16 protein-coding genes are annotated in these 12,918 nt (G+C 42.1%); 11 read left to right on the forward strand and 5 right to left on the reverse strand.

Annotation, left to right across the window (positions count from 1 at the left end; all coding sequences use genetic code 11):
* Positions 1-39 precede the first annotated feature (39 nt).
* From nrdD to nrdG, 6 genes are all read left to right on the forward strand, one after another.
* Positions 40-2,181, forward strand: a complete 2,142-nt coding sequence (nrdD, locus tag G575_RS0107090; RefSeq protein ID WP_037622821.1) for an anaerobic ribonucleoside-triphosphate reductase — start codon at positions 40-42, stop codon at positions 2,179-2,181.
* Between the two features lie 16 nt (positions 2,182-2,197).
* On the forward strand, positions 2,198-2,647 hold the full coding sequence (locus G575_RS0107095) for a GNAT family N-acetyltransferase (RefSeq protein ID WP_027972125.1): 450 nt from the start codon (positions 2,198-2,200) through the stop codon (positions 2,645-2,647).
* A 5-nt stretch (positions 2,648-2,652) separates the two neighbouring features.
* The gene (locus tag G575_RS12175) at positions 2,653-2,793 is read left to right on the forward strand and encodes a hypothetical protein (RefSeq protein WP_156874730.1); all 141 of its coding nucleotides are present in this window, start codon (positions 2,653-2,655) and stop codon (positions 2,791-2,793) included.
* A gap of 15 nt (positions 2,794-2,808) precedes the next feature.
* Complete coding sequence (locus G575_RS0107105; RefSeq protein ID WP_027972126.1) at positions 2,809-3,741, forward strand: DUF4299 family protein; 933 nt, start codon at positions 2,809-2,811, stop codon at positions 3,739-3,741.
* A 56-nt stretch (positions 3,742-3,797) separates the two neighbouring features.
* Positions 3,798-4,328 carry a GNAT family N-acetyltransferase gene (locus G575_RS11285; protein ID WP_037622823.1) on the forward strand — a complete coding sequence of 177 codons (531 nt, stop codon included), beginning with the start codon at positions 3,798-3,800 and terminating at the stop codon, positions 4,326-4,328.
* Positions 4,329-4,448: 120 nt separating this feature from the next.
* Positions 4,449-5,048, forward strand: a complete 600-nt coding sequence (gene nrdG, locus G575_RS0107115; RefSeq protein ID WP_027972127.1) for an anaerobic ribonucleoside-triphosphate reductase activating protein — start codon at positions 4,449-4,451, stop codon at positions 5,046-5,048.
* A gap of 20 nt (positions 5,049-5,068) precedes the next feature.
* On the opposite strand, the gene yaaA is transcribed toward nrdG, so the two are convergent.
* The 5 genes from yaaA to rnhC form a co-directional block, all read right to left on the reverse strand.
* Positions 5,069-5,794, reverse strand: coding sequence for a peroxide stress protein YaaA (yaaA, locus tag G575_RS0107120; RefSeq protein ID WP_027972128.1), 726 nt, complete (start codon positions 5,792-5,794; stop codon positions 5,069-5,071).
* 51 nt (positions 5,795-5,845) lie between these two features.
* Positions 5,846-6,640 carry a zinc transporter ZupT gene (gene zupT, locus G575_RS0107125; RefSeq protein WP_027972129.1) on the reverse strand — a complete coding sequence of 265 codons (795 nt, stop codon included), beginning with the start codon at positions 6,638-6,640 and terminating at the stop codon, positions 5,846-5,848.
* Between the two features lie 71 nt (positions 6,641-6,711).
* Complete coding sequence (gene recD2 / locus G575_RS0107130) at positions 6,712-9,123, reverse strand: SF1B family DNA helicase RecD2 (RefSeq protein WP_027972130.1); 2,412 nt, start codon at positions 9,121-9,123, stop codon at positions 6,712-6,714.
* Between the two features lie 44 nt (positions 9,124-9,167).
* Positions 9,168-9,764 (reverse strand): signal peptidase I, encoded by a 597-nt coding sequence (gene lepB, locus G575_RS0107135; protein ID WP_027972131.1) that lies wholly within the window; start codon positions 9,762-9,764, stop codon positions 9,168-9,170.
* Positions 9,765-9,802: 38 nt separating this feature from the next.
* A complete protein-coding gene (rnhC, locus tag G575_RS0107140; RefSeq protein WP_027972132.1) occupies positions 9,803-10,699 on the reverse strand; it encodes a ribonuclease HIII in 897 nt (298 codons plus the stop codon).
* An 85-nt stretch (positions 10,700-10,784) separates the two neighbouring features.
* Here rnhC and zapA point away from each other — a divergent pair, with 85 nt between their 5' ends.
* The 5 genes from zapA (at position 10,785) to G575_RS0107165 (ending at position 12,849) form a co-directional block, all read left to right on the forward strand.
* Positions 10,785-11,102 carry a cell division protein ZapA gene (gene zapA / locus G575_RS0107145; RefSeq protein ID WP_027972133.1) on the forward strand — a complete coding sequence of 106 codons (318 nt, stop codon included), beginning with the start codon at positions 10,785-10,787 and terminating at the stop codon, positions 11,100-11,102.
* On the forward strand, positions 11,103-11,645 hold the full coding sequence (locus G575_RS0107150; protein WP_027972134.1) for a CvpA family protein: 543 nt from the start codon (positions 11,103-11,105) through the stop codon (positions 11,643-11,645).
* A gap of 238 nt (positions 11,646-11,883) precedes the next feature.
* The gene (locus tag G575_RS0107155) at positions 11,884-12,276 is read left to right on the forward strand and encodes a DUF1310 family protein (RefSeq protein WP_027972135.1); all 393 of its coding nucleotides are present in this window, start codon (positions 11,884-11,886) and stop codon (positions 12,274-12,276) included.
* 4 nt (positions 12,277-12,280) lie between these two features.
* The gene (locus tag G575_RS12180) at positions 12,281-12,424 is read left to right on the forward strand and encodes a hypothetical protein (protein ID WP_156874731.1); all 144 of its coding nucleotides are present in this window, start codon (positions 12,281-12,283) and stop codon (positions 12,422-12,424) included.
* A 26-nt stretch (positions 12,425-12,450) separates the two neighbouring features.
* Positions 12,451-12,849: a DUF1310 family protein gene (locus tag G575_RS0107165; RefSeq protein WP_027972136.1), complete on the forward strand. Its 399-nt coding sequence runs from the start codon at positions 12,451-12,453 to the stop codon at positions 12,847-12,849.
* Positions 12,850-12,918 lie beyond the last annotated feature (69 nt).

Genomic DNA, 12,918 nt, shown 5'->3' on the forward strand with positions numbered 1-12,918 from the left:
TAGATGTGTTGAAAATTTAAAGAGAAGTGAGTGTGCGTTATGGTCATCAAGACAATTACTGTGATTAAGCGTGACGGCAGATTAGCTGCTTTTGATACGGATAAAATCTATCAAGCCTTAGTGCGAGCAAGTAATGAATTAACGCCATTGACCCCATTGATTGAAGCCAAGTTAGAGGGGATTGTCTCTAGTATCGTAGCTGAAATCAACGATCGCTTCCAAAAAAATATCAAGATTTATGAGATTCAAAATATCGTCGAGCATGAGCTTTTGCAGGCTGGCGAATATGCTCTAGCCCAACAGTACATCAATTACCGAACCGCACGTGATTTTGACCGCGCAAAAGCTACGGATATCAACTTTTCTATTGATAAGTTGCTCAACAAAGATCAAACGGTGGTCAATGAAAATGCCAATAAAGACAGCGACGTCTTTAATACGCAACGTGATTTGACCGCAGGTATTGTTGGCAAGGCGATTGGGCTAAAGATGTTGCCGCCTCACGTTGCCAATGCTCACCAAAAAGGTGATATTCACTATCATGATTTGGATTACAGCCCATACACCCCCATGACCAACTGTTGCCTTATTGATTTTGAAGGTATGCTGAAAAATGGCTTTAAGATTGGGAATGCTGATGTTGAAAGTCCTAAGTCCATTCAGACTGCGACAGCACAAATTTCACAAATCATTGCCAATGTTGCTTCTAGTCAGTATGGTGGTTGTACCGCAGATCGTATCGATGAATTTTTAGCGCCATATGCAGAGCTAAACTACAAGAAGCACCTGGCAGATGCATCCGAATGGGTCGTCGAAGATAAGCGTGAAGCTTACGCTCGCAAGAAGACGCAAAAAGACATCTACGATGCCATGCAGTCTTTGGAATACGAAATTAATACCCTCTTTACCTCAAATGGACAAACCCCTTTTACCTCCCTTGGTTTTGGCTTAGGAACGTCCTGGTTTGAACGTGAAATTCAAAAAGCCATTCTTAATATCCGCATCAAGGGGCTGGGTCGTGAAGGGCGCACCGCTATTTTTCCAAAACTCATCTTTACGGTCAAACGTGGGCTCAATTTAGAGGAGGGTACGCCAAACTACGATATCAAGCAACTGGCTTTGGAATGTGCGACTAAGCGCATGTACCCTGACATGCTAAGTTATGACAAGATTATTGACCTCACAGGGTCTTTCAAGGCGCCGATGGGGTGCCGGTCATTTCTCCAAGGGTGGAAAGATGAAAACGGTGTGGACGTGACATCTGGGCGTATGAATTTGGGTGTTGTCACTGTCAATCTCCCACGCATCGCTCTTGAGTCTGATGGTGATATGGCTAAGTTCTGGGAATTGTTTACAGAGCGTATGGCTATTGCTAAAGATGCTCTGGTTTATCGTGTGGAGCGCGTCAAGGAAGCGACACCAGCCAATGCTCCGATTCTCTATCAGTATGGCGCTTTTGGTCAAAGGCTTGAGAAGACCGATAAGGTTGATGAACTCTTTAAAAATCGTAGAGCTACGGTCTCACTAGGCTATATCGGGCTTTATGAAGTCGCTACGGTCTTTTATGGTTGGGACTGGGAAAAAAATGCTGACGCAAAAGATTTTACAATTGACATCGTTCGCAAGATGAAAACTCTTTGTGCAGCTTGGTCAGATGAATATGGTTATCACTTCTCTGTTTATTCGACCCCGTCAGAAAGTTTGACGGATCGTTTCTGCCGTTTGGATACAGAGAAATTTGGCTTGGTTAAAGACATTACTGATAAAGAATACTACACCAACTCTTTCCACTATGATGTCAGGAAAAATCCGACACCATTTGAGAAGTTGAATTTTGAAAAAATTTACCCTGAGGCTGGTGCTAGTGGTGGTTTTATCCACTATTGTGAATACCCTGTTCTTCAACAGAATCCTAAGGCACTTGAGGCAGTCTGGGACTATGCCTATGACCGCGTGGGCTATCTGGGGACTAATACCCCTATCGATAAGTGCTATAAATGCTCTTATGAAGGAGATTTTGAACCAACAGAACGAGGTTTCAAGTGTCCAAGTTGCGGTAATACTGATCCTAAAACAGTTGATGTGGTCAAGCGAACCTGTGGCTACCTAGGCAATCCTCAGGCAAGACCCATGGTCAATGGACGCCACAAGGAAATCTCTGCAAGGGTTAAGCATATGTAGGGTGCAGGAGCGTGAGATGATTGAGTTAAGAAAAGTTACAGAAGATAATTACCGTCAGATTTTAGAAATGGACGTGTCAGAAAATCAGAAAACCTTTGTGGCGCCAAATGTCCGCTCGCTTGCTGACGCATGGCTGTACAGAGAAAATGGCGATGTCTTTCCTTACGCCGTCTATGCTGACGCGCAACCTGTCGGTTTTCTCTTGCTGGAAATTGACGAGGAAGAAAACACCTATCTGATTTGGCGGCTGATGATTGACCAATCTTTTCAAGGTTTGGGATATGGCAAAGCAGTTGTCGAGGAAGTCATCAGACAAGCAAGGCAAGCTGGTTTTCAAAAAGTACGTGTAGACTATGTCAAAGCCAATCAAGGCATGTCTGATTGGCTAAAAGGATTTGGATTTCAGCAGATTGGTCAAGACGAGAGAGAAATTTGGACAGAGTTGTCCGTAAAAAAACAGGAGTAAGAACAATGGGAAAATACCAATTAGATTATAAAGGCATGCAACTGGTGGAGAAGTTCCACGAGAAACATTCTAAGGTGAAGAATGATAAAAAAGCGCGCGTGCAGGAGCTTTTGAAGAAGGCACAAGTTAAGAAGAAAGGATCTTGATAGGGGAACTAGATTATGCCGGTCATTTTCAAAGTCAAGAATAAAAGAAAGTTGTTGTCTTTTCAAGAGGTGCTATCTGTCTCTTCAATGCTTCAACTGATTCCAGGACTGTCGCAATATTCGTTTGATAATAATATGGAAAGTTGGGACTTTCTAAATGCTAAACTAAGCGAGTTAGAAGCGTTGTGGCTAGGAGTGGAGACTAAGAGTAGTCTAGGTTTTTATGTGAGCTATGATGTAAAAAGTAAAGAATATGTTGTTGAATTAAGTTATTATGCTACTGAGATTGACTGGACTATTGCGCTAAGATACCTATCTGCTTTAGCTGAAAAAGTTGGAAATCCGATTTCAATTGGTGCTGAAACATTAACAGCTACAGAGATTATTGATTATCAATGTGAACAAACAATGCTTGCTGGTTTAAGGAACTTGCTAGAACGAATTGAATCTGACGAGATATATTTAAAGGGCATCAAGCGTCCAATTATATTAGGGAACAAGATGAGAGAATTGCTTATAGGTAGTGACTCGCCCTTAGATGCTCTTGGAGAATTAATTTACAATACGCAATACCCAAATGTCTATGTACACCAGCAAACTTTTCATTATAACTCTGGAGAAAAAACGATTTATGGGAATTATTCCATTGGAGAAGAGCTGAAAGTAGTTCTGCCTAGCGTTCCGTTTGTAGAGGATAAAAACAATCACCACCTAGTAGGACATCCTCTGACACATTGGACGATGACTGTTACACTTTTAAACGAAGCTGGTGACTATGAGCTGTATAAGGTTTGCGAGTATAATTCGTTTGTACAGCAGATTCCATCCGATAAGTGTCAATTTATTGATGATAATTTTATGATAGTTAATGCCTTGACAAAGGTAGAACTTGATGACATTATTGAAAAATCAGAGCTGCTAGATAAATATGGACAGTTTATCAGTTAGAATTTTTTGGTCTATCAGAGGGAGTTCGCTCCCTTTTCTTGTCAGGAGGAAATGCTATGCTAGAACTAAGACGACCAACTTTATCAGACAAAGAAACCGTGCTTGACATGATGGCTGAGTTTGAGGTGACAGGCTCGCGCTCTGATGGTGGTTTCTGGGACAAGGAGCATTTTAATTACGAGGATTGGTTGGCTAATAATGCTGATGCTGAGATGGGAATTGGTATTCCTGACGGTTGGGTTCCGGCTATTCAGTTGGTTTCGTTTGTGGATGGCAGAGCAGTTGGTTTTTTACATCTGCGCCTAGCTTTAAATGCTAATTTACTCGAAAAAGGCGGGCATATCGGCTACTGCATTCGACCGAGTGAACGCAAGAAAGGCTACGCTAAGGAGCAATTGAGGCAAGGTCTCGAGCTTGCCGTCCAAAAAAATCTCTCTCGAGTGCTTGTGACCTGTGATAGCACAAATCAGGCCAGCAAAAGAACCATTCTCGCCTGTGGCGGTGTTCTAGAAGATATCCGACAAGGAACAGAGAGGTATTGGCTCCAGCTATCAGATAAGATTCACAATGAAAGGAATAGCGTTTAGTTGGCTTTTGATACTGTCGCTTAAGGGGGTATTTGAGCCAAAAGTGATTGAGATGACGTTTTGCTAGCGCATGAACGACCTGTTTTGATATCACTTTTTAACGCTATAGGTATCTTGAAGATGAATAATCCCAAGCCACAAGAGTGGAAATCTGAAGACTTAAGTCAGGGACGTATCATTGACTACAAACCCTTTAATTTTGTCGATGGAGAAGGGGTTAGGTGTTCGCTTTATGTAGCGGGTTGTTTGTTTCACTGCGAAGGCTGCTACAATGTAGCCACCTGGTCCTTCAAAGCTGGACAACCTTACACAGAAAAACTTGAAACGCAAATCATGCAGGATTTAGCGCAACCTTATGTGCAGGGGCTGACGCTTTTGGGTGGTGAGCCTTTTCTGAACACAGGCATTCTCATCCCCTTGGTTAAGCGCATCCGAAAAGAGTTGCCAGATAAGGACATTTGGTCTTGGACGGGCTATACCTGGGAAGAGATGATGCTTGAAACAGAAGACAAACTGGAGTTGCTTAGCCTCATTGACATCTTGGTGGATGGACGTTACGATCGGACAAAGCGCAATCTCATGTTGCAATTTCGGGGCTCATCGAACCAGCGTATTATTGACGTTAAAAAATCGCTGGCGCAAAACCAGGTGGTTATCTGGGACAAGCTCAACGACGGCAAGCAAACTTATGAGCAACTTAGCCGTGACCAACTCATCTAAAAAAGGTTTGAGCTAACTGCTCAAACCTTTTTGGTATAGATGAGTTGATGGGGTGTGGATATATCTTCTTGATACGTAAATCCTGCAAAGGTTAGCGCTTTTAGGTCTTCGATAGACCTGACTTGCTTTTCGACGGCCGCAGTCAAAAACGCACCACGAGCTTTTTTGGAAATGGTGGAATGGGTCTTGAGTTGACCCTTTTTTTCTTCCATAAAGCTGATAGTGGTAAAGGTTTTTCGGATGCTGGGTGAGAACACCTCCTCAAATTCACTGGATAAAAGTGAAATGATCTGCTTTTGTTTGCCAGCAAAAGCATCGTAGTCCTCTCGCCAATAGCTTTTTAGCGATTGGCCCTTTATGGTCATTTTGGTATGGAAATCATGACGGTGCTCGGCTATGTTTTCAAAAACAGGAATGATACCATAAAGTGAGGAGGTGATGTAGGTGGTTTGCTCCAGGTAACGGGACTCAGCAGGGGTCAAGTCGCGTTTGATGTGGCGGTACATGAGACCATTAAAGAGGTGAAGTGCTGGGTAAGTGGAAGCTCTCCCTTCATCGATCTCTTGTAAGCGAGCTTCTTCCTTTTTGGCGGCTTCTTCTGTGATAGCGTAGGCTTTAGCCAGTTCCTCAAGGGTCATACGCCTCATTTCTTGGACGATGGCAGAGCTTTTTTCTGAGATGACTTGAGGGAAAGCTTGAGCTGGAATGTTCATTTCTTTTGCGGTTGGGATCAAAAAAGTTAGCATAATGTTATTGTAAAAAAGAAAGCCAACTTGGTCAAGCAAGCTGGCTTTTTATTAGATAAAGAGTAAGAGACTGATAGCCATGACAATCATGCCCGAAACAAGTCCATAAATGGCTAAATGGTGCTGTCCGTACTCCCTAGCAGCAGGCAGCAATTCATCAAGTGAAATAAACACCATAATACCAGCCACGCTAGCAAAAATAAGCCCATAAACCATATCATTCATAAAAGGCATGAGAACAAACCAGCCGACAAGGGCTCCGATTGGTTCTGCCAGCCCTGAAAGAAAGGAGTAGGTAAAAGCTTTCTTTTTAGAATGGGTTGCTTGATAAATGGGCACCGAAACAGCAATTCCCTCGGGGATATTGTGAATGGCTATTGCGACAACGATTGGAATGGCTAAGCTGGGACTTTGTAAGGCCGCTACAAATGTTGCCAGGCCTTCAGGGAAATTGTGTATGGCTAGAGCTAGTGCCGTCAGAAATCCCATTCTCATCAATTTCTGAGGAGGTTGGTTTTCCTCTTCAACCTTTTTAATTTCATGAGGATTTTCCTGGGAGGGGATTAGCTTATCAATAATAGCAATGACTAGCATACCTGCAAAAAAGGCCCCAACTGTGGCCCAAGAGCCCCCCTTTTCTCCAAGACTTTCTGTAAGGCTCTCTTTGGCTTTGGGAAAAATTTCAATCATCGACACATAGATCATAACTCCTGCGGAGAAACCGAGGCTGACAGAGAGAAAGGTTTTATTGGTTGATTTTGCGACAAAAGCAATCAGACTTCCAATTCCTGTACTGAGACCAGCAATGGCAGTTAAGAAAAATGCGGACAGAAGGTTTTGATTCATAAGAGGCCTTTCTAAAATGCGATACTTCATTATAAAACAAAATGCTTAACTGGTCAAATAGCTTTAAATGTTTATTTAAAGAAGGTCTCGATATCCGTTTCCGTTAGACCAATCATTGGATTGATCGTTTGCCAATTTTCCTCTGTTAGGCGATAGCTTTGAACTTGCGACCTATTGGGTTTGTCTAAGAGAGTTTTGTCTTCCTCATAAGATGGAGTGCCTTCTTTCTCCACTTCTTTCGTAGGCGTGATTGCCTGAAGGGAAGTGCTGTGATTGCTAAAGCGTTCCACCAAGTAGGTCTTACGGCTAGCGCCCTGATGTTTAACCGCGGCATCAAAGGCAACAAGCTCTCCGAGCATGACAAGCTTACTTTTGGCACGAGTGATAGCGGTGTAGATGAGGTTGCGCTGGAGCATTCTCCCACTTTGGCGAGTAATAGGGAGGATGACCACTTGAAATTCACTTCCTTGAGATTTGTGAATAGACATGGCATAGGCTAAGGTGATCTTGTGCCATTCGTTACGTGGGTAGGTGACCTCGTTGCCTTCAAATTGAATGCTGATTTCATCTTGCTTGCTATCTGTGTATTTTGCGGGCATGAGCTCAGTGATATAGCCGATATCTCCATTGAAGACATTCAACTCAGCATCATTAACCAGATGCAGCACCTTATCAGCTGGTCTAAAGACCTGCTCATTAAAAAGAAATTCCAGTTGCTCCTGTTTAGGATTGAGAAGGTTTTGTAAAAGGGTATTAAGGTTGGTGATGCCAGCTTGTCCACGGTACATCGGAGCAAGAATTTGGATATCTTGAGGGAGAATCCCACTTTTTAGAGCAGATTGGACAATTTTTTCCACCATTTCAGGGATGAATTGAACTTGGGCTTCCAAGTAGGATCGGTCCGCTTTTTTAGCTGTAAAATCAGTTGGCAATCTTCCTTCCCGCATTTGGCTTGCCAGGGTCACAACGGTAGAGTCTTCTGATTGTCTAAAGATTTTAGTCAAAGAGACTTGAGGGATATGTGCTATGGACAATAAATCTGCTAAAACTTGACCGGGACCAACAGATGGGAGCTGGTCACTATCTCCTACGATGATGACTTGAGTATGGCTTGCAATGGAAGCAAAGAGCTGATTAGCTAGCCAAGTGTCGACCATGGAAAATTCATCGATAATAATGAGTTCGCAGTCAAGATAGTCATCAATAGCTTGATAATCGTTATTTTGATCCCCGTTAAGGCCTAGATGGCGATGGATTGTAGCTGCGGGGAGACCCGTTAACTCGTTCATGCGACGGGCAGCTCGGCCTGTAGGAGCAGCCAAAGTGATAGGCACATCATTTTTTTGGGTATCAATACCGTGCAATTGACCGTACGCTTGGATGATGCCGTTGATAACAGTCGTTTTCCCTGTTCCTGGGCCGCCTGTTAAGATAAAAACCTTGCTGGTCAGAGCATCATGGATGGCTTTTTTCTGGGTCTGATCGTAGGTTAATTGAAAACTTTGCTCGATTTGAGCGATTTCTTTGGCAATTTTCTCGTCTGAAAGTTCTGATTCCAAAGGGGTTTCCATGATACGCGTCAAGTGCTTTTTGATACCTTCTTCGGCGTAGAAAAGGCTATTATCAAAGATGCGGGTGTCGACATTTTGCACCTTATCCTCGCTGATAAGGTTTTTTAATTCCTCCGCGACCAGGGCTGGGTCAAGCTCGATTTGTCGTGCCTCTTCCATGATATAGAGGGCAGCCTCTAAAAGGTCTTTAGCTTCGACGTAAGTATCCCCTTTTTCGAGTGAGGTTTCTAGAAGACTATGGACAATGGCTGCGCGATAGCGTTGAGGGCTATGCGCCTCAATACCTAGTTTCTCAGCGAGTTGATCTGCGGTTTTAAAGCCGACCCCTTGGACATCTTCTACCAATTGATAGGGATTTTCTTGAATAATATCCAGTGTTAAGTCTTTGTATTTGTCAAAAATCTCAAAGGCAATACGGTTAGTGATACCATAGTCAGCTAATTTTGCCAAAATCTGTTCCGTGCCATAATTGAGTTTAAGTTTGGCAATAAAGGCTTCGCGATTAACTGCAGAAAGGCCGCTAATACTAGCTAGTTTAGAAGGGTCTTCCAAAATCTTGTCGATAGGGTCATTTCCATAAAGTTCGAGGATTTTTTCGGCAGTCTTTTTACCGATGCCTTTAAAGTGCTCACTGGAAAAATACTTAACCAAGCCAGAAGAAGAGGGTTTAGCACGTTGGTAGCGTGAGACTTTCAGTTGTTCCCCGTATTTGGGGTGCTGTGTCAATTTGCCCCAAAAGGTATAGGATTCCCCTTCAATAACATCTGCGATGGTTCCTGTCACGATGAGCTCAAAGTCATCATAGTCACTGTCTGTTTCTTCAACATCAAGAAGAATGATTTTGAAGAAATTGCTAGCATTTTCAAAGATGATGCGATTGATTTCGCCTGAAAAAAAGAATTCGTTAGTCATATTTCCTATTAAAAAATCACAGACGGGCTGTGATTGTGAGTATGTTAATCAACGGTTCCAATTTGATCAAATGGCCAGAAACGGAACTTCACTTCGCCGATGATAGCGTCCTTGCTGAAGGTACCAACGCGTCGGCTATCGTTAGAGACGATGCGGTCATCTCCTAATAGGTAGTATTGTCCTTCAGGGACTGTAACGCTGAACTCGGTAGCACCTGTAGCATCAGTGGTGAAAGCAGCTGAGTTTGCTGCGTATTGTTGAAAGACTTTATTGTAGGAATAAGTGCTTTGAAGTTTGTCCTGGGCAAATAGTTTTTTGTATTCGTCTAGATAGGGTTCGTCGGTCTCTTCGCCGTTAACATAGAGGATATCATTTTTATAAGTGATCGTATCTCCTGGCATCCCGATGACGCGTTTAACGATTTTCTTAATCTTTCCATCTTCGCCAACCTCATCAGCCACGACAATATCGAAACGATCGATTTTGGCGATTTTGACCACAAAGAGGCGTTGGCTATCTGCTAAGGTAGGGTCCATAGAGTGCCCATCAACGGTAACGTTCATCCAAACGAATAGCCAAGAAAGAACCAGTGCTGACATGGTGAGGATAAAGAGTCCCCATTCTTTAATAAATTTCTTCATATTGTTTTATTTCGTAGAGCCTAGGCCCATATTCCTTTCTATTTAAGCAGAGCTATTGCTTTTTGGGTGTTGGCAAAGTGCAGTTTTGCCGCGTAATTCAACCCTTCCATGCCGTGGGTAGTGAGAATGTGACTGGCAACTTTATCAGCATTTGCCCCAGCACCGCTAGGGAGATGATAACCCAGGCGAGTCCCTAAATTCTCAAGATTTTCCAAGAAGAGTGCGCGTGCGATAATAGATGATACTGCAACGGCTAGATACTTGCCTTCTGCCTTTTCTTCAAAGGTCAAAGGGTTAGAAAAGCGGTTGTTTTCATGAGCAAGGTACTTGTCATAGTTTTTCTGACTGGTGAAAGCGTCAATGACAATTTTATCAGGCTTTTCAACTTCTTGGAGTAGCAGATAAATCGCTTGGTTGTGAAGGGCAACCTTGACGGATACGGCATTGTATTTTTGGGCCTTGCCGACAACTTCATTGTACTTGAGAGGGGCTAGCAGTAACGCTTTATGTGGGATTTTTTCCTTTAGTAGAGGAGCAATCTGTCGGATTTTGCTATCGGTTAAGTTTTTAGAATCATCGACCCCTAGTGATCTTAAGAAAGCATGGTCAGTAGCTGTGACGAGACTAGCGACAACGGCTATGCCCCCAAAATAAGAGCCATTCCCCACCTCGTCAGAACCAATCAAACGGCTCTCTTGAAGGATAGGAGTATCAGCTTCGCTATTTTCTAGAGGGTAACCAAATGACTGAGCTAACTCTAGGGCCTTGCTACCTTGGAAAACAATCTTACCTGAGGTGTAAACCAGAACAGTCGTTCCAGAAACCTTAGCAGCAAAGCTGACATAGGGATTTTTACTAGTGATTTGGCTATCTACCAACTGCTGGGGCAATGTCCTTGTCTGCCCTTCTCCCATCTGCATGACAATAGTATTCATGGTCTTATTGTATCATAAAGCTCAAAAAAGGTCATATTTTACCATTTTTTAATTTTGCGATATAATAGATGAAACGAGGTGTTTTATGACAACAAAAAACAGATACAAATTTACCTTTGGTGATAAGCCATTGACCCTGACAACTGACAAAGACAACCTTTTCATGGAAGAAGTGGAGCGAGTGGCGCGTGAAAAATACAAGGCCATTAAGCGAAATCTCCCAGAAGCTGATAATGAAACGATTGCTATTTTGATGGCCATCAATACCCTGTCAACTCAGCTTAGTCGTGAGCTTGTCTTTGAAGAGACAGAGCGTGAGCTTGAACGCCTACGTACGCAGAAAATTATGGACATACGAGATAAAACGAATCAGCTGGAACTAGAATTGAGCGAGGAAAATTAGATGATAGGCTTGCTCTTTTTATTGATTTTAGCTTGGCAGTTTTATATTGGTTACGTTCGAGGGATCGTGTTACAAGCCTATTATCTGATATCAGGCTTGCTCTCTTTGTTTATTGCAGGTTTGTCCTATCAGAAAGTAGCAGAGCAGATAACGCTTTGGGTACCTTTTGCCAATCCTAATCAGGAGACCAAGGTGTCTTTTTTTACAGAAGTTAACCTGTTTGACTTGGATAGGGTATTCTATGCAGGTGTTGCCTTTGCAGGTGTTTTTGCCTGTAGCTATTTGGTGTGTCGTTTGATTGGCGTTTTCTTGCATGTGATTGATTTGGATAAGTTTGATGCCGTTCAACTAAATGCCGTTAGCGGAGGCTTGTCTGTTTTATTTACCTTACTCTGCTTTAGTTTAGTCACAAGTCTTATGGCGACGCTTCCGATTAATGCTATTCAGGAATTTTTGGCAGGACATTTAACGACCAAATTGCTGATTGGTTTTCCCATTTTTTCTTCGATATGGAAATATTTTTGGGTCACTAGGATTTTTTAAAACAAAAAAGCTTCTGATTACGCTCACAAAATATGTAACTTCATCTTGAACTTACAGTGTATTTCAGCTTATTTACGGAGAGAATAGAATTTGTCTATATTCTAAACCACCAGTTCATTCATGAGTTGGTGGTTTTGATGATTGTCGTAAAAGCGTGTCATAATATATAGAGATTAGTAAAGAAGTAGTTTATGAAGCGAATATTTACATTAATATTATTAGTTATAGGAGGTAAACGATGAAAACATGGCAAAAATGGCTGTTAGGAATAACAATCGCATTTGTAGGAATAATTGGACTAGGAGTGACATATCAGATGAATAGACAGGCACAATTAAAAGAAGAAATGATTGAGATTGTCGAGAGCGAAGAGGCTAAGACATTATTTGAAAAAAAGTTAAAATCATGGGATCCCGAGGCGTTGACCGAATCAGGAAAAATTAAATCCTATGAGATAGACTCTAATACTTTGAATCCCAATCCAATGGGTGGATTTTCGGTGAAACTGTACATTAACGGAAATAAAGAGTGTTACTACAATGTTGGTTTAGAGTGGAGTACTCCAACTGGAGGTCTTAGAATCAGTGGCGGAGCTAAGTCTTCAGAATTACAAGAATTGATAGGAAGGTAATGATATGAGCGACTATACAGACTATCAACGTCAAAAGATTGCTCAACGTGAGTATGCGGAGTTTAAGTTTGGTGATGAGGTCAACATAGAGTTACAAAATGGCGAGGAACTCACCATCGGCTATGTTTCTGAAGTAGAGCGGTCATAAAAAGCTAATGGGATAGGAGGCAAACGATGAAAACATGGCAAAAATGGCTGTTAGGAATAGTTATCGCATTTGTAGGAATAATTGGAATAGGAGTGACATATCAGATGAATAGACAGGCACAATTAAAAGAAGAAATGATTAAAATTGTCGAGAGTGACGAGGCTAAGACATTATTTGAGGAAGAGTTAAAATACTTAGATCCCAAAGCATTGACAGAAGATGGCCTTATCAAGACTTATGAAATAGATTATGATAGTTTTAATAAAAATCCAATGGGGGGATTTTCGGTGCATCTTATTATTAATGACAGTTCTGATTTGTATATGAGGGTTAGTCTTGGTAAAGGTAACATACAAGGAGCTCTAGAGATTGAGAGCACGTACGAGTCAAGAGAGTTCAGAAAGTTCTTGCAGTTAGGAGATTAGCATGTATACAGATATACAAAGAGAGTTAATCACAAAAGAGAGCTATAAAGACTATGAGTTTGGAGATCC

Source organism: Streptococcus plurextorum DSM 22810, assembly GCF_000423745.1.
Taxonomy (GTDB): domain Bacteria; phylum Bacillota; class Bacilli; order Lactobacillales; family Streptococcaceae; genus Streptococcus; species Streptococcus plurextorum.

Bases quoted from the DNA above. Each gene is read 5' to 3' on its own strand.
- nrdD (WP_037622821.1), top strand. From the start codon at position 40: ATGGTCATCAAGACAATTACTGTGATTAAGCGTGACGGCAGATTAGCT.
- lepB (WP_027972131.1), bottom strand. From the start codon at position 9,764: ATGAAGAAATTTATTAAAGAATGGGGACTCTTTATCCTCACCATGTCA.
- yaaA (WP_027972128.1), bottom strand. From the start codon at position 5,794: ATGCTAACTTTTTTGATCCCAACCGCAAAAGAAATGAACATTCCAGCT.
- G575_RS12180 (WP_156874731.1), top strand. From the start codon at position 12,281: ATGAGCGACTATACAGACTATCAACGTCAAAAGATTGCTCAACGTGAG.
- zapA (WP_027972133.1), top strand. From the start codon at position 10,785: ATGACAACAAAAAACAGATACAAATTTACCTTTGGTGATAAGCCATTG.
- G575_RS0107155 (WP_027972135.1), top strand. From the start codon at position 11,884: ATGAAAACATGGCAAAAATGGCTGTTAGGAATAACAATCGCATTTGTA.
- recD2 (WP_027972130.1), bottom strand. From the start codon at position 9,123: ATGACTAACGAATTCTTTTTTTCAGGCGAAATCAATCGCATCATCTTT.
- G575_RS0107095 (WP_027972125.1), top strand. From the start codon at position 2,198: ATGATTGAGTTAAGAAAAGTTACAGAAGATAATTACCGTCAGATTTTA.
- rnhC (WP_027972132.1), bottom strand. From the start codon at position 10,699: ATGAATACTATTGTCATGCAGATGGGAGAAGGGCAGACAAGGACATTG.
- nrdG (WP_027972127.1), top strand. From the start codon at position 4,449: ATGAATAATCCCAAGCCACAAGAGTGGAAATCTGAAGACTTAAGTCAG.
- G575_RS0107105 (WP_027972126.1), top strand. From the start codon at position 2,809: ATGCCGGTCATTTTCAAAGTCAAGAATAAAAGAAAGTTGTTGTCTTTT.
- G575_RS0107165 (WP_027972136.1), top strand. From the start codon at position 12,451: ATGAAAACATGGCAAAAATGGCTGTTAGGAATAGTTATCGCATTTGTA.
- zupT (WP_027972129.1), bottom strand. From the start codon at position 6,640: ATGAATCAAAACCTTCTGTCCGCATTTTTCTTAACTGCCATTGCTGGT.
- G575_RS11285 (WP_037622823.1), top strand. From the start codon at position 3,798: ATGCTAGAACTAAGACGACCAACTTTATCAGACAAAGAAACCGTGCTT.
- G575_RS12175 (WP_156874730.1), top strand. From the start codon at position 2,653: ATGGGAAAATACCAATTAGATTATAAAGGCATGCAACTGGTGGAGAAG.
- G575_RS0107150 (WP_027972134.1), top strand. From the start codon at position 11,103: ATGATAGGCTTGCTCTTTTTATTGATTTTAGCTTGGCAGTTTTATATT.